At 60.4% G+C, this 18,691-nt stretch carries 16 protein-coding genes; 8 read left to right on the top strand and 8 right to left on the bottom strand.

The genetic code is table 11. The features are described 5' to 3' along the window. Position 1 precedes the first annotated feature (1 nt). The 3 genes from dnaJ to grpE form a co-directional block, all read right to left on the bottom strand. Positions 2-1,126: a molecular chaperone DnaJ gene (gene dnaJ / locus FBY02_RS21875; RefSeq protein ID WP_047699393.1), complete on the bottom strand. Its 1,125-nt coding sequence runs from the start codon at positions 1,124-1,126 to the stop codon at positions 2-4. A gap of 284 nt (positions 1,127-1,410) precedes the next feature. Next, on the bottom strand, positions 1,411-3,327 hold the full coding sequence (gene dnaK / locus FBY02_RS21870; protein ID WP_144930228.1) for a molecular chaperone DnaK: 1,917 nt from the start codon (positions 3,325-3,327) through the stop codon (positions 1,411-1,413). Positions 3,328-3,428: 101 nt separating this feature from the next. Next, complete coding sequence (grpE, locus tag FBY02_RS21865; RefSeq protein ID WP_144930227.1) at positions 3,429-3,995, bottom strand: nucleotide exchange factor GrpE; 567 nt, start codon at positions 3,993-3,995, stop codon at positions 3,429-3,431. A gap of 241 nt (positions 3,996-4,236) precedes the next feature. Between grpE and recN the strand changes: the two genes are divergently transcribed. Further along, positions 4,237-5,910: a DNA repair protein RecN gene (gene recN, locus FBY02_RS21860; protein WP_144930226.1), complete on the top strand. Its 1,674-nt coding sequence runs from the start codon at positions 4,237-4,239 to the stop codon at positions 5,908-5,910. A gap of 75 nt (positions 5,911-5,985) precedes the next feature. Here recN and fur read toward each other — a convergent pair whose 3' ends face one another. Further along, positions 5,986-6,390 (bottom strand): ferric iron uptake transcriptional regulator, encoded by a 405-nt coding sequence (gene fur, locus FBY02_RS21855; RefSeq protein WP_144930225.1) that lies wholly within the window; start codon positions 6,388-6,390, stop codon positions 5,986-5,988. A gap of 97 nt (positions 6,391-6,487) precedes the next feature. On the opposite strand from fur, the gene FBY02_RS21850 reads away from it, so the two are divergent. Next, the gene (locus FBY02_RS21850; protein ID WP_041025007.1) at positions 6,488-7,012 is read left to right on the top strand and encodes an outer membrane protein assembly factor BamE; all 525 of its coding nucleotides are present in this window, start codon (positions 6,488-6,490) and stop codon (positions 7,010-7,012) included. A 59-nt stretch (positions 7,013-7,071) separates the two neighbouring features. Here the strand turns inward: FBY02_RS21850 and FBY02_RS21845 are convergent, their stop codons facing one another. The 3 genes from FBY02_RS21845 to FBY02_RS21835 are packed head-to-tail and all read right to left on the bottom strand — an operon-like array spanning position 7,072 to position 9,225. Then, the gene (locus FBY02_RS21845) at positions 7,072-7,374 is read right to left on the bottom strand and encodes an RnfH family protein (protein WP_144930224.1); all 303 of its coding nucleotides are present in this window, start codon (positions 7,372-7,374) and stop codon (positions 7,072-7,074) included. Continuing rightward, positions 7,371-7,814 carry a type II toxin-antitoxin system RatA family toxin gene (locus FBY02_RS21840; RefSeq protein WP_041025009.1) on the bottom strand — a complete coding sequence of 148 codons (444 nt, stop codon included), beginning with the start codon at positions 7,812-7,814 and terminating at the stop codon, positions 7,371-7,373. Before FBY02_RS21840 ends, FBY02_RS21845 begins: the two co-directional genes overlap by 4 nt. Positions 7,815-7,821: 7 nt before the next feature. Beyond that, entirely contained in the window at positions 7,822-9,225 is a 1,404-nt protein-coding gene (locus FBY02_RS21835) for a sodium-dependent transporter (protein ID WP_144930223.1), read from the bottom strand. Between the two features lie 118 nt (positions 9,226-9,343). On the opposite strand from FBY02_RS21835, the gene smpB reads away from it, so the two are divergent. Continuing rightward, on the top strand, positions 9,344-9,826 hold the full coding sequence (gene smpB, locus FBY02_RS21830) for an SsrA-binding protein SmpB (protein WP_030139770.1): 483 nt from the start codon (positions 9,344-9,346) through the stop codon (positions 9,824-9,826). A gap of 113 nt (positions 9,827-9,939) precedes the next feature. Here smpB and FBY02_RS21825 read toward each other — a convergent pair whose 3' ends face one another. After that, the gene (locus FBY02_RS21825; RefSeq protein WP_144930222.1) at positions 9,940-10,707 is read right to left on the bottom strand and encodes an FCD domain-containing protein; all 768 of its coding nucleotides are present in this window, start codon (positions 10,705-10,707) and stop codon (positions 9,940-9,942) included. Positions 10,708-10,970: 263 nt separating this feature from the next. Between FBY02_RS21825 and FBY02_RS21820 the strand changes: the two genes are divergently transcribed. The 5 genes from FBY02_RS21820 (at position 10,971) to FBY02_RS21800 (ending at position 18,626) form a co-directional block, all read left to right on the top strand. Then, a complete protein-coding gene (locus FBY02_RS21820) occupies positions 10,971-12,665 on the top strand; it encodes a lactate permease LctP family transporter (protein WP_144930221.1) in 1,695 nt (564 codons plus the stop codon). A 150-nt stretch (positions 12,666-12,815) separates the two neighbouring features. Then, complete coding sequence (locus tag FBY02_RS21815) at positions 12,816-13,640, top strand: (Fe-S)-binding protein (protein ID WP_144930220.1); 825 nt, start codon at positions 12,816-12,818, stop codon at positions 13,638-13,640. Next, on the top strand, positions 13,637-15,094 hold the full coding sequence (locus FBY02_RS21810; protein ID WP_144930219.1) for a LutB/LldF family L-lactate oxidation iron-sulfur protein: 1,458 nt from the start codon (positions 13,637-13,639) through the stop codon (positions 15,092-15,094). Before FBY02_RS21815 ends, FBY02_RS21810 begins: the two co-directional genes overlap by 4 nt. Beyond that, entirely contained in the window at positions 15,091-15,762 is a 672-nt protein-coding gene (locus tag FBY02_RS21805; protein WP_144930218.1) for a lactate utilization protein, read from the top strand. Before FBY02_RS21810 ends, FBY02_RS21805 begins: the two co-directional genes overlap by 4 nt. After that, a complete protein-coding gene (locus FBY02_RS21800) occupies positions 15,759-18,626 on the top strand; it encodes an FAD-binding and (Fe-S)-binding domain-containing protein (RefSeq protein WP_144930217.1) in 2,868 nt (955 codons plus the stop codon). The genes FBY02_RS21805 and FBY02_RS21800 overlap by 4 nt, the downstream gene beginning before the upstream one ends. The last annotated feature ends 65 nt before the right edge of the window (positions 18,627-18,691 follow it).

Genomic DNA, 18,691 nt, shown 5'->3' with positions numbered 1-18,691 from the left:
CTTACAGATCGCCGAAGAAGCGCTTCACGCCTTCGAACCAACCGGTGGTTTTTGGCGAGTGGCTGTTGTCGTCCGCCAGCGAGCTGCGGAACTCTTCCAGCAATTCGCGCTGGCGCCGGCTGAGGTTGACCGGCGTCTCGACCGCAACACGACACATCAGGTCGCCCGCACCGCCGCCGCGCACAGGCGCAACACCCTTGCCGCGGATCCGGAACTGCTTGCCGGTCTGTGTGCCCTCGGGGATTTTCAGCTTCACGCGACCGTCGAGCGTTGGAATCTCGAGTTCGCCACCCAACGCGGCATCGACGAAACCGATCGGCACTTCGCAGAACAGGTGTTTGCCGTCGCGCTGGAAAATCGAGTGCTCACGCACGTTGATGACGACATAGAGGTCACCGGTCGGGCCGCCCTGGGCACCCGCCTCGCCTTCGCCGGACAGGCGAATGCGGTCACCGGTATCGACGCCGGCCGGCACTTTCACCGACAGGGTCTTGTATTCCTCGACGCGCCCTTCGCCATGGCAGGAATCGCATGGGTCGGAAATGATCTTGCCCTGACCATGGCAACGCGGGCAGGTCTGCTGCACCGAGAAGAAGCCCTGTTGCATGCGAACCTGGCCGATACCGCCACAGGTCGGGCAAGTGACAGGCGAGGAGCCCTTCTTGGCGCCCGAACCATCGCACGGCTTGCAATTGACCAGCGTCGGCACGCGGATATTGACGGTCGTGCCACGCACCGCCTCTTCCAGGTTCAACTCCAGCGTGTAGCGCAAGTCGCTGCCACGCTGGGCGCCACCACGGGCACCGCCGCGACCACCACCGAAGAAATCGCTGAACACGTCGCCGAAGATGTCGGAGAAGTTCTGCCCGCCAAAACCGGCACCGCCGCCCCCCATGCTCGGGTCGACACCGGCATGCCCGTACTGGTCGTAAGCCGCGCGCTTGCTGGAGTCGGACAGCACTTCGTAAGCCTCGTTGGCTTCCTTGAACAGCTCTTCCGACGCTTTATCGCCTGGATTACGATCCGGGTGGTGCTTCATCGCCAGGCGACGATAGGCCTTTTTCAGATCCGCCTCGCTGGCCCCCCGCTCGACACCCAATACTTCGTAGAAATCACGCTTTGCCATTAGTCTTTGCACTCTTTTAGGACGTCCGGCAAAGCTCTCCTGAGCCTCGCCCAACTCGTTGAGCCCCTACAGGCCCGGACCCAACCACGTCGATTCAGCGATCCCGGTCTCAGGCCCAAAACGAAAAGCAGGAGCTTTCCCGATTACGCCATCAGCACCCGAACGTTGTCGCATGCTGTAAAAATTCATGGGTTCCAGACACGCCAACGCGGGAGCAAGCTCCCGCGCGGCGACATCCTACCAGCCACCGCACAAACGCAGTCAACCGGCCAACCAACAAGCGATTACTTGTGCTCTTTCACTTCTTCGAACTCGGCGTCGACGACGTCGTCGGCTTTTTCGGCCGATTCGCCTTGCTGCGCGGCGCCTTCAGCTGGCTGAGCCTGCTCGGCGTACATCTTCTGGGCCACTGGCGCGGAGACCTTGGACAGCTCTTCGATCTTCGCTTCGATGGCAGCCTTGTCGTCGCCTTTGACGGCAGCTTCCAGGGCAACCACGGCCGCTTCGATGGCAGTTTTCTCTTCAGCGGTCACTTTTTCGCCGGCGTCAGCGATCATCTTGCGAGTCGAGTGCACCAGAGCATCACCCTGGTTGCGGGCACTGGCCAGCTCTTCGAACTTGCGGTCTTCCTCGGCGTTGACTTCAGCATCGCGAACCATCTGCTGAATTTCTTCCTCGGACAGGCCGGAGTTGGCCTTGATCACGATCGACTGGGTCTTGCCGGTGGCCTTGTCTTTCGCGCCGACGTGCAGGATGCCGTTGGCGTCGATGTCGAAGGTCACTTCGATTTGCGGCACGCCACGTGGCGCTGGCGGAATCTCGGCCAGGTCGAACTTGCCCAGGGACTTGTTCTGGGCAGCCTGCTTGCGCTCGCCTTGCAGGACGTGGATGGTCACGGCGCTCTGATTGTCATCAGCGGTCGAGAACACCTGGGATTTCTTGGTAGGAATCGTGGTGTTCTTCTCGATCAGCGCGGTCATCACGCCACCCATGGTTTCGATACCCAGGGTCAGCGGGCTGACGTCGAGCAGCAGAACGTCCTTCACATCACCGGCCAGAACGGCGCCCTGGATGGCAGCACCCATGGCAACGGCTTCGTCCGGGTTCACGTCTTTACGGGCTTCTTTACCGAAGAAATCGGTCACCAGCTTCTGCACCAGCGGCATACGGGTCTGACCGCCTACCAGGATCACGTCATTGATCGAGCCAACGTCGATACCGGCGTCTTTCATCGCGATACGGCAAGGTTCGATGGTGCGTTGAACCAGGTCTTCCACCAGCGCTTCGAGCTTGGCGCGGGAGATTTTTACGTTCAGGTGCTTAGGACCGGTGGCGTCTGCAGTGATGTACGGCAGGTTCACATCGGTCGACTGGCTCGAGGACAGTTCGATCTTGGCTTTCTCAGCGGCTTCTTTCAGGCGCTGCATCGCCAGCGGATCGCCCTTGAGGTTCATGCCGGTTTCTTTCTTGAACTCGTCGACGAGGTAGTCGATCAAGCGGATGTCGAAGTCTTCACCACCGAGGAAGGTGTCGCCGTTGGTTGCCAGAACTTCGAACTGGTGTTCGCCATCGACTTCAGCGATTTCGATCACGGAAACGTCGAAGGTACCGCCGCCCAGGTCATAGACGATTACGGTGTGATCACCCTTGGCCTTGTCCATGCCATAGGCCAGAGCCGCGGCAGTTGGTTCGTTGATGATGCGCTTGACGTCCAGGCCCGCGATGCGGCCGGCGTCTTTGGTCGCCTGGCGCTGGCTATCGTTGAAATAGGCAGGAACGGTAATAACGGCTTCAGTCACTGCTTCGCCGAGGTAATCTTCGGCGGTTTTCTTCATTTTCTTCAGGATTTCAGCCGAGATCTGTGGCGGCGCCATTTTCTGGCCGTTCACTTCAACCCAGGCATCGCCGTTGTCAGCCTTGGCGATTTTGTAAGGCACCATCTTGATGTCTTTCTGAACGACTTCTTCGTCGAACTTACGACCGATCAGACGCTTCACCGCATACAGGGTGTTATGCGGATTGGTCACTGCCTGACGCTTGGCCGACTGGCCAACCAGAATCTCGCCATCGTTGGCGTACGCGATGATCGATGGCGTGGTGCGCGCGCCTTCGGCGTTTTCAATGACTTTGGCCTTGCCGTTTTCCAGCACGGAGACGCACGAGTTGGTGGTCCCCAGGTCGATACCGATAATCTTGCCCATGTTAACTCTCCCGGAACTTGGATTTTGTTGCCGCGGCAGTGGTGGCTAACCGCGGTAGCACTTAAACGCTTGACTTCTTAATGGGGCCGCTACGGCCGATTTCAAGCCTGTTCATCAATAGAAGGTGAAACCGGTGCTGGCGCCTTGCTGACCACGACCATGGCCGGGCGCAGCAGACGACCGTTGAGCAGGTAACCTTTCTGGAAAACCTTCAGAACGCTGTTTGGCTCGGCGTCGGCACTTTCCTGCATCGCCATGGCCTGGTGGTGCTCGGCGTTGAAGGGTTCGCCATGGGGATCGATGGCTTCGAGCTGATAGCGCTTGAGGGTGTCCTGGAACATTTTCAGGGTCAGCTCGATGCCTTCGCGCATCGGACGAATGTTCTCGTCGTCCGGATTGGACAACTCCAGGCCGCGCTCCAGGCTGTCGATGATCGGCAGCAGGTCGCCGGCGAAGCGCTCCAGGGCGAATTTGTGAGCTTTCTCCACATCCTGCTCGGCGCGACGGCGGACGTTCTGCAGGTCGGCTGCTACACGCAACGCCTGATCCTGCGCACCGGCCAGTTGCTCTTCGAGCACTTGTACACGGGCCGCCAGATCACCACCCGAATCCTGGGAGGTCTGATTGGCCTCTTGGTTTTGCGTATCCTGCGTCTGTTCGTCAGCCATAGTTCTCTCCTCTCAACTTCGTCCGCGAGCTCGACTCGCGCTTCTGCCCCCGTATATGGGGCCGGGTTTTCCAGCTTCAAGGGGCGCTCGACGAATTGACCTTACAAAAAGCAATTGCATACCTATTACCTACCGCACTAAGAAATTCACTCCATCAAGCAAATCGAGCTAAGCGAGGGCATTGTCAGTCCGAAACAAAACACTGTATAAATAACCAGACTTAACGCCTGGGAGCGGCTTTATGCTGGTGCACCTGTCCGTACACAACTACGCCATCGTCGAACACCTCGACCTCGAACTTGACCGGGGTATGAGCGTGATTACCGGTGAGACCGGGGCCGGCAAGTCGATCATGCTCGATGCCCTGGGCCTGACACTGGGTGATCGCGCCGACAGCGGCGTCGTACGCCCCGGAGCAGACAAGGCCGACATCCTGGCGACCTTCGACCTGGTCGACATCCCCGAAGCCAGCACCTGGCTGGCCGAGCGCGACCTGGACACCGATGGCCTGTGCATCCTGCGCCGGGTCATCACCGCCGAAGGCCGCTCCCGAGGTTACATCAACGGCACGCCCTGCCCCCTGGGTGACCTCAAGGCCCTCGGGGAACTGCTGATCGACATCCACAGCCAGCACGAACACCAGTCGCTGCTCAAGACCGACACCCATCGTCGCCTGCTCGATGAATATGCCGGCGCCACGGACCTGGCCCGCCAGGTCCAACTGGCCGCCCAACGCTGGCGCCAGACCCGGCAGGAACTGGATCAGCTCTCCAACTCCGGCGACGAACAGCGTGCCCGCCATCAATTGCTGAGCTATCAGCTCGAAGAGTTGGAGAACCTGGCCCTGGGGGAAAATGAACTGGAGGAGCTGGAGCAGGAACACAAGAACCTGACCAATGCCGAAACCCTGTTGGGCATCTGCCGGCAAGTCGTCGAGCAATGCAGCGAAAGTGATTCGGGTAACGTACTCAATGCACTGACAGCGAGCCTGAACCGACTCACCAGCGTGAACAATTCCGTCGGTGCCCTGAGCGAAGCGACCAACCTGCTGACCAGCGCGCAGATCCAGGTTGAAGAAGCCGTCGGGGAGTTGAACCGATTCCTCGATCATTTCGATGCCGACCCGGCGCGCCTGCAATATCTGGAAGAGCGCCTGGACACTATCTATACCCTGGCCCGCAAACACCGTATCCAGCCCACCGACGTCATCGAACTGCAGCAACGCCTGCTGGAAGAGCTGGAAACCCTGAACGCCAACGATGAGTCCATCGAGCGCCTGGGGGACGAGCTGGCTTCCTATGCCCGTCATTACCATGAGAGAGCCAAAGAGCTCAGCGAACTGCGCCGCATGGCCGCAACCGGGCTGGCCAGCGCGGTGGAGCAGGAAATCCAGCGCCTGGGCATGCCGGGGGGGCGCTTCACCATTGAACTGCGCCCCAACGCAGGCGACGAACTTCAGCCTAACGGGCTGGAGCAGGTAGAGCTGCTGGTCAGCGCCAACCCCGGCCAACCGCTCAAGGCACTGGCAAAAGTCGCGTCCGGCGGTGAGTTGTCGCGAATCAGCCTGGCCATTCAGGTCATCACCGCCCAGACCTCACGCGTACCGACGCTGGTATTCGACGAAGTGGACGTGGGGATTGGCGGACCGACGGCAGAAATTGTCGGGCAGCTACTGCGCAGGCTCGGGGAGCGTGGCCAGGTGCTGACGGTCACTCACCTGCCTCAGGTCGCCGCACAAGGCCATCAACATCTATTTGTCCATAAAGTGCGCGGCGAGGATGCCACCCGTACCGCAGTGTCCAAGCTCAACAAAAACGAACGCGTGGAAGAAGTGGCGCGGATGCTGGGAGGGATCGACCTCACCAAGGAATCCCTGGCCCATGCGAAGAAAATGGTGGTTGCGGCAAAAAGCTGACAACCATCACAAAGCAAGAAGGCGACCCTGAGGTCGCCTTCTTTCGTTTCGGGAGCCAGGGCTCACTCAACATGCTTATTTAAGTTTGCGTACATGCAAGACGAGATGATGATCGATCAGCTCGAAACCATGATCCGCGGCAATTGCTTTTTGCAGCTTCTCGATTTCAGGACTGACGAACTCAATGACCTCACGGCTCTCAACATCCACCATGTGATCGTGATGCTCTCCATCCGCCAATTCGAAGACCGCATGACCGCCATCGAAATTATGGCGAGCCACGAGGCCGGCAGCCTCGAATTGGGTCAGAACACGGTAAACCGTGGCCAGACCGACGTCCTCACCCGCTTCCATAAGGGCCTTGTAGACGTCTTCGGCACTCATGTGCCGCTGCTCGGTGGAGTCGAGCATTTGCAGAATCTTGACCCTTGGCAGTGTCACCTTGAGGCCGGCTTTGCGTAGTTCGCTATTTTCAACCATGGTCAGCTTTCTCGCGATGCTGCTTCGCAGCTTCTCTTAATGCGGGTATGATCGGCGTTTACGTTGTCCCAGCCAAGATAGTGGAAGTCGCCCACCGATGCAAAACACCAAGCTCTTGCTAACCAGTTTCACCTTCGTGGGACTGCTCGCACTCGCCGGTTGTTCATTCCCCGGGGTTTACAAAATCGACATCCAGCAGGGCAATGTCGTGACGCAGGACATGATAGACCAGTTACGCCCGGGAATGACCCGCCGGCAAGTACGGTTTATCATGGGTAACCCCCTGCTGACCGACACGTTCCACGCCGATCGCTGGGATTATCTCTACAGCTTGCAGCCTGGCGGCGGTGAGCGCCAGCAAGAACGCATCAGCGTTATCTTCAATGCCAATGATCAACTCGTCAGCCTGTCAGGCGATTTCATGCCCGGCGTGAGTCGCGACGAGGCCATCATGGGCAAGGACAGCGGCACGACGGTCACGCCGGCCGAGAACGGCGAGAAGGCGAAACCGGAAAAACCGGTCAAGCCAGGTTCGTTGCTGGACCAGATCCAGAAGGATGTGGACAGCGTCGAAACCGTCCCCGTCCCGACACCAGAACCACTGGACACCACGCCGCAATAAATCGCGACATGAAAAAACCCGGCATGCCGGGTTTTTTATTGCCTTCAATCCAGATCCGATTATTGATTCTGCTTACGGGCCTCGGCAGCCTTGGCCGCGCGCAGGCGACGGATTTCCTTCGGATCCGCCAGCAACGGCCGATAAATCTCAAGCCGATCACCCGCCTGGACCGTCTGGCGCTCCGGATCGGCAATCACCTTGCTGAAAATCCCCACCGGACATGTGGCCAGGTCGAGCTCGGGGAACTCATCGGCAATGCCCGATGCAGCCAGCGCAGCGCGAACCGTCGTGCCTTGTGGCACTGCAAATGCCCGCAAGACCTGACGCTGGACAGCGGCATAGACCACTTCTATCTCGATCAACGCTTGAGCTCTGCATTTTGCTTGGCGCGCTGGCAGAACGCGTCGACCAGGGTATTGGCCGCCTGATTGAACAACGGCCCCAGCGTGGCCCGAACCAGTGGGCCTGCATAGTCGAACGACAGATCCAGACTGATCTTGCAGGCCTTCTCTCCCAACGGCTTGAACACCCAGATACCGTGAAGCTGGTTGAAAGGCCCTTCTTCCAGGTTCATTTCGATGGACTGACCCGGCACCAGAGTATTGCGGGTCACGAAATGCTGGCTCAGCCCGCCCTTGGCGACGTTGAGGCTCGCACGCATATGGGTCTCGGAGCTCTCGAGCACCTCGGCGGACGAGCACCAGGGCAGGAACTGCGGATAACTCGCCACATCGTTGACCAGGTCGTACAGCGCTTGCGCCGGATAAGGCAGCAAGGCCGAGCGTTGAATATGTGTCGTCATGTAAGCGTCACTTCCACAGCTGGACGGCGAACACCACGAGGATGCCGATCGGGGCCACGTAGCGCATCAGGAACAGGCTCAAGGCGAATAATACAGGGCTGCGCAGCGACAACTCATCGCGTACGGCTTCCCGGCCCATGATCCACCCTGCAAATACCACGAAACACAAACCACCCAACGGCAGCATGATCCGTGATGTAAAGAAATCAATCACGCCGAAGAAATCCAGTCCTCCGGTTGCCCCCCATTGGTAGAGGCGGAACAGGCCGTCTTCGTTCACGAAAAACTTCGCCTGCTTCCATATATTGAAGGAAAACACCGTCCCCAGCCCCACAAACCAGCAGGTGAAGGCCAGCCAGAACGTCACCCAGGCGCGACTGATCCGGGTCCGCTCAACCAGGTAGGCCACCATGGGCTCCAACAGGGAAATCGCCGAGCTCCAGGCCGCGATGGCGACCAGGACGAAAAATATCACGCCCATCACCTGGCCGAATGCCATGCTACCGAAGGCGAAAGGCAGACTCACAAACATCAGGCCCGGTCCCTCGCTGGGGTTCAGACCGGCTGCGAACACAATCGGAAACAATGCCACGCCCGCCATCAGCGACACGAAGGTATCCAGCAGCGCGACACCGACCACCGTCCTGGTGAGGGAGGCGTTCTTGGGCATGTAGGCGCCATAGATCATGATCGAACCAACCCCGACGCTCAGGGAGAAGAACGCATGCCCCATGGCCGGCAGCAGGCCGTCCAGGACTTTCTCCGGCTTGAAGTCGAACATGAAGTGCAGGCCCTCCATGAAATGCCCGGTGGTCATGCTGTAGCCCAGCAACACCAGGATCATCACGAAAAGCAGCGGCATCATGACCCGCAGGCTGCGCTCAAGCCCTGCGACCACTCCCTTGGCGATCACCACGGCGGAAAGCAACATGAAGACCGTGTGCCAGAGCGTCAATCTCCAGGGGTCCGAGATGACACCGCCGAAGTAGGCGCCCACCTGATCGGGTGCCACGCCTTGGAAATCGCCGCGCCCCATGTCAATGATGTAATCCAGCGACCAACCACCGACCACACTGTAGAACGACAGGATCAGCAGCGCCGTGATCATCCCGGCGAAGGCGCCCCACGACCATTTGGGCGAGTGCCCCGCCTCCAAGGCCAGCACCTTCAAGGCATTGGCCGGGCTCTGCCGGGCGCGGCGACCGATCAGGGTCTCGGCCAGCATCACCGGCGCGCCGATGAGGGCGATACACGCCAGGAACATCAATACGAAGGCACCGCCACCGTAGACGCCGACCATGTAGGGAAATTTCCATATACTACCCAATCCCACGGCCGAGCCGGTCGCCGCGAGTATGAAGACCCAGCGGCTAGCCCAACTGCCGTGGACAGAAACCTTGTCTGTCGACATCGTGATCACGCCCAAGCGTTCAAAAAAGAGGCCGCATTGTCCGGGATTCACTCAACGTGCTCAAGCATGCTGCTTCACCGTAGCCGACACGCACGCAACTGCCTATAATGCCGCCCCTATGGCTAAACAGAAGAAACACCCCACAGGGACCATCGCGCAAAATAAAAAGGCGCGACACGACTACTTCATCGAACAGCGTTTCGAGGCTGGCATGGTCCTGGCCGGCTGGGAAGTAAAGAGCCTGCGCGCAGGCAAGGCGCAACTGGTCGACAGCTACGTGCTGCTCAAGGATGGCGAAGCCTGGCTGCTGGGCAGCCACATCACGCCCTTGACCACCGCCAGCACCCACGTGATTGCCGATCCGGTGCGCTCGCGCAAGCTGCTGCTCAACAAGCGTGAGCTGGAAAAACTCTTCGCTTCCGTACAGCAGAAGGGCTACGCCTGCGTCTGCACGTCGCTGTACTGGAGCAAGCACCTGATCAAGTGCGAGATTGCGCTGGGCAAGGGCAAGAAGGAATACGACAAGCGCGATACCGAGCGCGAGCGCGACGCCGGTCGCGAACTGCAGCGTGCGGTGCGTAACAAGGGCAAGGAAGATTAAGCCCACACAGAATCCGATGTGGGAGCGAGCCTGCTCGCGATAGCGTATGGTCAGTCGACATCGATGTTGACTGACCCACCGCGAGCAGGCTCGCTCCCACAGGGTTAGACTGGCTATATCCCCTTGCGCCGCTCTGCCCGCGCCACTCGCTGTACTTCCTGGCGCACCTCCTCCAACACTTCCTGCACATACAGAATATGTCGGCTGGACACTTCCCGCGCCTGCTCGGCGTGCCCGTCCATGATTGCCTGGTACAACTCCCGATGCTGGCTGATCAGCATATCGCGGGTTTCGCTGCGCTGCTTGTACATGCCGCCGATGTTGGTCACCACATTGCGCTTGAGCAGGTCGAACAGCCCACGGATGGTATGCAGCAGGACCGCGTTATGGCTGGCCTCGGCAATCGCCAGGTGGAACCGGGCGTCCGCCGCTCCCTCCTCCGCCCGGCTCACTTCATCGTGGCGCGCATAGCAATCCTGCAACTCATCGAACGCCGCCGTCAGCCGCTCACGATCCACTTCCGTGGCCCGCAACGCCGCGTAATAGGCGCAGGATGCTTCCAGCGTATGACGAAACTCCAACAAGTCACGCTGCGCTTCGGGATTGCTTTCCAATAGCTGCAGCAGCGGATCGCTGAACGTCGAGCCCAACGATTCCACCACGTAGTTACCGCCGCCTTGCCGACTGACCAGCAAGCCTTTGGCCGTCAGCTTCTGGATCGCCTCGCGCAATGAAGGACGCGAGACGCCGAACTGTTCGGCCAGGGTCCGCTCGGCCGGCAGCCGCTCACCAGACTTCAGCGTGCCTTCAAGAATCATTCCTTCAAGCCGCTCGACAATATCGTCAGACAAACGGCGCTGACGAATCTGATCAAACCCCATAACTCGACTCTCCACGATCCCGGCAGCTCGCCGGGCTCTCTATTCTGGCCCATCCGGGCCCTGCCCACACCTACCAGAAGCCATTCAGGCAAACAGATCAGATGCGATCTGCACCGTTTATTCGACGAAAGTTTCAGGGCGGCAAATTGACACACGATAGCCAAGGCTTTTACCCTAGCCGACAGCGCTTGTAAATTGGTCTTACCAATTAACCAAAACCGCTGACCAGTGCCTGACCAACAACAATTAGGGGCTCACCCACCATGCAAACCTGGCAACAGCTTTACAGCCCGCTCGGCAGTCTCGGCTTGTCCGCACTCGCGGCCGTCATTCCCATCGTATTTTTCTTCCTGGCCCTGGCGGTGTTTCGTCTCAAGGGGCATGTGGCGGGAAGCATTACTCTGGCCCTGGCGATTGCCGTGGCAATCTTTGCGTTCAACATGCCTGCCGACATGGCCTTCGCCGCTGCCGGCTACGGTTTTGCCTATGGCCTGTGGCCCATCGCCTGGATCATCGTCGCCGCCGTTTTCCTTTACAAACTGACGGTCAAGAGCGGCCAGTTCGAGGTCATTCGCAGTTCGGTGCTGTCGATTACCGATGACCAGCGCCTGCAGGTATTGTTGATCGGCTTCTGCTTTGGCGCCTTTCTGGAAGGTGCCGCCGGCTTCGGTGCACCCGTGGCGATCACTGCCGCCCTGCTCGTGGGCCTGGGCTTCAACCCGCTGTATGCCGCCGGGCTGTGCCTGATCGCCAACACCGCGCCCGTGGCGTTCGGCGCCCTGGGCATTCCGATAATCGTGGCGGGCCAAGTGACGGGCATCGACGCCGTCAAAATCGGCGCCATGACCGGACGCCAACTGCCACTGCTGTCGCTGTTCGTACCGTTCTGGCTGGTATTCATGATGGATGGCCTGCGCGGCGTGCGCGAAACCTGGCCAGCGGCGCTGGTGGCAGGCTTGAGTTTTGCCATCACCCAGTACTTCACCTCCAACTTCATCGGCCCAGAGCTGCCGGACATCACCTCGGCCCTGGCCAGCTTGATCTCGCTGACATTGTTTCTGAAAGTCTGGCAACCCAAACGCAGCGCAGGGGCCCAGATTGCCGGCGCCACTTACGGCGCAGCAGTGACCGCCAGCGTCGGCGGTTTCGGCCAACCGCGCAGCACCGTGGCTTCGCCCTACAGCCTGGGGGAAATCATCAAGGCCTGGTCGCCGTTCCTGATCCTTACCGTGCTGGTCACGATCTGGACCTTGAAACCGTTCAAGGCGATGTTCGCCGCCGGCGGCTCGATGTACGCCTGGGTATTCAATTTCGCCATCCCGCACCTGGACCAGATGGTGATCAAGGTCGCTCCCATCGTGGTCAACCCCACCGCCATTCCGGCCGTGTTCAAACTTGATCCGATTTCGGCCACCGGCACGGCGATTTTCTTCTCCGCACTGATCTCGATGTTGGTGCTGAAGATCAACATCAAAACTGGTCTTACCACTTTCAAGGAGACGTTTTTCGAGCTGCGCTGGCCGATCCTGTCCATCGGCATGGTGCTGGCCTTCGCCTTCGTCACCAACTACTCGGGCATGTCGTCGACCATGGCCCTGGTGCTGGCCGGCACAGGCGCGGCGTTTCCGTTCTTCTCGCCCTTCCTGGGTTGGCTGGGGGTGTTCCTGACCGGCTCCGATACTTCGTCCAACGCCCTGTTCAGTTCGCTGCAAGCCACCACCGCGCACCAGATCGGCGTCAACGACACATTGCTCGTGGCGGCCAATACCAGCGGCGGCGTGACCGGCAAGATGATTTCGCCGCAATCGATCGCAGTGGCCTGCGCAGCCACCGGGCTGGTGGGCAAAGAGTCGGACCTGTTCCGTTTTACCCTGAAACACAGCCTATTCTTTGCAACGATCGTCGGCTTGATCACGTTGGCCCAGGCCTACTGGTTCACCGGCATGCTGGTGCATTGAGTCCTACAAGCTGCCTGGAAAAAACCGACGCCGGAACATCCTCCGGCGTTCGCTATCGACAACCGGGTCTGCAAGGTTGCTGAAAGATTTGCTCTCTATATTCAGCAGCCTCAGCGGACGGATAACCGGGACCACCCGGAGACACGCCTGATGAGCGAGCTTTTTTACAACGCCGTGCCGAACGCGACCCGTGTCGCCCCGCCATTGCCCGAGCCTCGGCAGTACCCCAGCGAGAAACCGCAACGGGTCTACCTGTTCGGCACCTGCGTGGTGGACCTGTTCTACCCCGAAGCCGGGATGGACGCGATCCATCTTTTGCAGCGCGAAGGGATCCGGGTGGAGTATCCGCAAGGGCAAACCTGTTGCGGGCAACCGGCGTACACCTCGGGCTATACCGAGCAGGCCCGGACGGTGGCGCGGGCGCAACTGGCGTTGTTTGCCGAGGACTATCCGGTAGTGGTGCCCTCGGGTTCCTGCGCCGGCATGATGCGCGAGCATTACGCCGACCTGTTCAAGGATGAACCCGAGACGCTCAAGCAAATCCAGGCCCTGGCTGCCCGGACCTATGAGCTGGCCGAATTCCTGTTGTTCGTCTGCAAGGTCCAGCTTCAGGACAGCGGCACACCGGTAAAGATTGCGTTGCACACGTCCTGCTCGGCACGACGTGAAATGAACACCCACCTGCACGGCCGCGCGTTGTTGGCGCAGCTACGCAATGTGGAGCGGGTCGAACACAGCCACGAAAGCGAATGCTGCGGCTTTGGTGGGACATTCAGCGTTCGCATGCCGGATATTTCCGGCGCGATGGTGGCCGACAAGACCCGGGCGTTGAAGGAATCCGGCGCGCACAAGGTCGTCAGTGCCGATTGCGGCTGCCTGATGAACATCAACGGCGCTCTGGAAAAACAGCAGGAGGCGTTGCGCGGCCAGCACTTGGCGAGTTTCCTCTGGCAGCGTACCGGAGGTGTGGCATGAGCACGCCGACGCTGATTCCGACCGTTGAACTGCAGGAAGATTTTCGTGCCCGCGCCCACAAGGCCCTGGGCGACACGCAATTGCGAAACAACTTTCGCACTGCGATGGATTCACTGATGACCAAGCGGGCAACGTCCTTCAGCGATGCCCACGAAAGAGAACACCTGCGAGTGCTCGGCAACGCCCTCCGCGCCCGTGCGTTATCGAAGCTGCCCGACCTGCTCGAGCGGCTTGAAAGCAACCTGACCCGCAACGGTGTGACTGTGCACTGGGCGGAGACGGTGGACGAAGCCAACGGCATCGTCCTCTCGATCATCCGCGCTCACGAGGCGCGGCAAGTGATCAAGGGCAAATCGATGGTCAGCGAAGAGATGGAGATGAACCATTTCCTCGAGGCTCGGGACATTGAATGTCTTGAGTCCGACATGGGGGAATACATCGTCCAGCTCGACCACGAGAAGCCTTCACACATCATTATGCCGGCGATCCACAAGAATGCCGGTCAGGTCGCGTCCTTGTTCCACGACAAACTCGGCGTGGAGTACACCAAGGACGTCGACCAACTCATTCAGATTGGTCGCAAGGTCTTGCGGCAGAAATTCTTCGAGGCCGACATCGGCGTGTCGGGCGTCAATTTCGCCGTCGCCGAAACCGGCACCCTGCTGCTGGTGGAAAACGAAGGCAACGGGCGAATGTCCACCACCGTGCCGCCGGTGCACATCGCCGTGACCGGCATCGAAAAAGTGGTGGAGAACCTGCGCGATGTGGTGCCGCTGCTCTCATTGCTGACCCGCTCGGCCCTCGGCCAGCCGATCACCACCTACGTCAACATGATCTCTGGCCCGCGCAAGGCCGACGAATTGGACGGCCCCCAGGAAGTGCACCTGGTGCTACTGGATAACGGTCGCAGCCAGGCGTTTGCCGACAGCGAATTGCGCCAGACCCTGAACTGCATCCGCTGCGGCGCCTGCATGAATCATTGCCCGGTCTACACCCGAATCGGCGGTCATGCCTACGGCGAGGTTTACCCGGGACCTATCGGAAAAATCATCACGCCGCACATGGTCGGCCTTGCCAAAGTGCCGGACCACCCAAGCGCGTCTTCACTGTGTGGCGCCTGCGGTGAAGTGTGCCCGGTGAAAATCCCGATCCCCGCCCTGCTGCGGCGCCTGCGGGAAGAAAACGTCAAGGCGCCGGACAGCCCGAACCAAGTGATGCGCGGTCAGGGCAGCAAATATTCGCCCAAGGAACGCTTCATCTGGAATGCCTGGGCCCGGCTCAACAGTTCGCCACGGCTGTACCGGCTATTCGCCTTCCTGGCCACGCGCCTGCGCGCCCTGACGCCCAGCAACGTCGGCCCCTGGACCCAGAACCACAGCGCCCCCAAACCCGCCGCCCGCTCGCTGCACGACCTGGCCCGCGAACACCTCAAAGCCCAGGGAGACCGCCGATGAGCGCCAGGGACAATATCCTCGCCAAACTGCGGAAAAGCCTGACCGGCACCACGCCGGTTGCCGACCATTTCGACGTCGATCTGGTCACGCAAACCTATCGCTACGCGCCCGAAGAGCGCATCCCGCAGTTGCGCAAGCTGATGGAAGCGGTGCACACCGAAATCCACCTGACGTCGGGCGAAGGCTGGACGGCGCTGCTGGCGCAGTTGCTGCGCGACCGGCAATTGCCGAGCTTGCTGATTGCTCCAACCACGGCGCACGGGCAAAAAATCACACAGTTCTGGGCGAATAATCCTGACCTGCCGGCCCTCAAGGCCTACAACCGGCCGGTCGAGGAATGGAAAGCCGAGCTGTTCAACGACACCCCCGCCAGCCTGACCGGAACCCTGGGCGCCATCGCTGCGACCGGCAGCCTGATTCTGTGGCCAACGCGGGAAGAACCACGGCTGATGAGCCTGGTGCCGCCCGTACACTTTGCCCTGCTCAAGGCCAGCGAGATCCGCGATAACTTCTACGAAGTGCAGCAGGAATTCGACTGGGCCCAGGGCATGCCCACCAACGCCCTGCTGGTGTCAGGCCCGTCGAAAACCGCCGACATCGAACAAGTCCTGGCCTACGGTGCCCATGGTCCCAAGGATCTGGTGGTACTGATTCTGGAGGACCAATGACTCTTCCGGCCACTTTCCTACACGATGTACAACAACTGATCCCACAAAAGCGCCGTTTCGACGATCCACTGTCGACTTTGGCCTTCGGCACCGACGCCAGTTTCTATCGGCTGATTCCGAAACTGGTGGTACGGGTCGAAAGCGAAGACGAAGTGATCGCCCTGCTGAAGCTGGCCCAGCGCGACCACGTCCCCGTCACCTTCCGCGCGGCCGGCACCAGCCTGTCGGGGCAAGCCATCAGCGACTCGGTGCTGATTGTGCTGGGGGACAACTGGAACGGCCGCGAGATTCGCCAACAGGGCACGCAAATCCGTCTGCAGCCGGGCGTGATCGGTGCCCAGGCCAATGCCTGGCTGGCACCGTTCGGCCGCAAAATCGGCCCGGATCCGGCGTCGATCAATGCCTGCAAGATCGGCGGCATCGTCGCCAACAACGCCAGCGGCATGTGCTGCGGCACCGCGCAGAATACCTATCACACCCTGGCCGGCATCCGTCTGGTACTGGCCGACGGCACCCGCCTCGACACCGAAGACGACGCCAGCGTAGCCGCATTCCGAGCCAGCCACGGCGAGCTGCTAGAGCGGCTGGCGACCCTCGGGCGCGAGACCCGCGCCAATACCGAACTGGCCGCTCGAATTCGCCACAAATACCGTCTGAAAAATACCACCGGCCTGTCGCTCAACGCCCTGGTGGATTTCGACGAGCCTGTGGATATCTTGAGCCACTTGTTGGTGGGGTCCGAAGGCACACTCGGTTTCATCAGTGCAGTGACCTACAACACGGTGATCGACCATCCGAACAAGGCTTCGGCGCTGATCGTGTTCCCGGACGTGGAAACCTGCTGCAACGCCGTCACCGTACTGAAAAGCCAGCCGGTATCGGCCGTAGAGCTGCTGGACCGTCGCAGCCTGCGCTCCGTCCAGGACAAGCCAGGCATGCCGGACTTCGTCCAGCACCTGTCGCTGAATGCCTGCGCCCTGCTCATCGAATCCCGCGCCGCATCTTCGTCTTTGCTGCAAGAACAACTGGCGCAGATCATGATCTCGCTGGCCGGCTTCCCGGTGGAAAAGCAGGTCGACTTTACCGAAGACCCGAAGGAAAACGCCCGACTCTGGGCCATCCGCAAGGACACCTTTCCGGCGGTGGGCGCGGTGCGCAAAACCGGAACCACGGTGATAATCGAAGACGTGACCTTCCCGGTAGAACAGCTGGCAGTAGGCGTGAACCGCCTGATCGAGCTGTTCGACAAACATCACTACGACGAAGCGATCCTTTTCGGACACGCACTGGAAGGCAATCTGCACTTTGTCTTCACCCAAGGCTTCAACAATCCTGAAGAAGTCGCACGCTACCAGGCGTTCATGGATGACGTGGCACAGTTGGTCGCGGTGGAATTCGGCGGCTCGCTGAAAGCCGAGCACGGCACCGGACGCAACATGGCCCCATTCGTAGAGCTGGAATGGGGCAGCGATGCCTACCAGTTGATGTGGCAGCTTAAGCGCCTGCTCGACCCCAACGGCATCCTCAACCCGGATGTGGTGCTCAGCGAAGACCCGCAGATCCACCTCAAACACCTCAAGCCGCTGCCGGCCGCCGACGAGATCGTCGACAAGTGCATCGAGTGCGGCTTCTGCGAACCGGTGTGCCCGTCCAAGGACCTGACCCTGAGCCCACGCCAGCGCATCGTGATCTGGCGGGACATCCAGGCGAAAAAGCGCGCAGGCATCGACACCTCCGAGCTGGAAACGGCCTATCAACATCAAGGCATCGACACCTGCGCCGCCACCGGGTTGTGCGCCCAACGCTGCCCGGTAGGCATCAATACCGGCGACCTGGTGAAAAAGCTCCGCGGCCGTACCGCAACACGTACGAAAACCGCCGATTGGCTTGCGGGCAACTTCGCCCTGGCCCTGCAAGGAGCGCGCTTTACCCTGCACGTGGCCAACGGCGCGCGCATGCTGCTGGGGGCACCCCGGCTGGCCCGGCTGTCCGGTGGACTGAACCGATTATCCAAGGGTCAGGTTCCGCAATGGACCCCCGCCATGCCCCAGCCGGAAAGCCCCATCCGCTTCAACCCGGCCGTGTCGGACCAACGTCCGCGAGTGGTGTACCTGGCGGCCTGTGTGTCGCGTGTCATGGGCCCTGCGGCGGGAGATAAAGAGCAGGTTTCGCTGTACGAAAAAACCCGACACCTGCTGGAAAAAGCCGGTTACCAGGTCGTCTTTCCCGACAACATCGACAGCCTTTGCTGCGGCCAGCCGTTTGCCTCAAAAGGTTATGCCGAACAAGCCGAGCACAAACGCCAAGAACTGATCGGAGCACTGCTGCACGCCAGCCGCGGCGGCCTCGACCCCATCTACTGCGACACCAGCCCCTGCACGTTGCGGCTGGTCCAGGACCTCGGCGAAGTACGCCTCGACCTGTACGACCCCGTGCGCTTCATTCGCACGCATCTGATAGAGCGCCTGGAATTCAGCCCCCAGGAGGAGCCGATTGCCGTGCATGTCACGTGCAGCACCCAGCACCTCGGCGAGAGCCAGGCGCTGATCGATCTGGCGCGAAAATGCAGCAAACGCGTCGTCATCCCGGAAGGCATCCACTGCTGCGGTTTCGCCGGTGACAAGGGCTTTACCACACCGGAACTCAACGCCCACTCGCTGCGCACCCTCAATGACGCGGTTCAATACTGCACCGAGGGCATCTCCACCAGCCGCACCTGTGAGATTGGTCTGACGCAACACGGTGAAATCGATTACCACGGCCTGGTGTATCTGGTAGACCGCGTCACCCGGGCCAAACCCACCGGCGGTGAAGGTTCATCTGCTGGGCTCGACGAAAAATCGAATTCCTGCGCTTCGCTGTAGTCACTTGAATAGGCCCGGCTCTGTCGGGCCCTACGACAACGACTCGGCCTGACCGTGAGCGGCAG

The sequence above is a fragment of the Pseudomonas sp. SJZ078 genome (genome assembly GCF_007828255.1).
Lineage (GTDB): Bacteria > Pseudomonadota > Gammaproteobacteria > Pseudomonadales > Pseudomonadaceae > Aquipseudomonas.
Note: the sequence above shows the minus strand (reverse complement) of the source record. Positions and strands in the feature narration are given on the sequence as shown.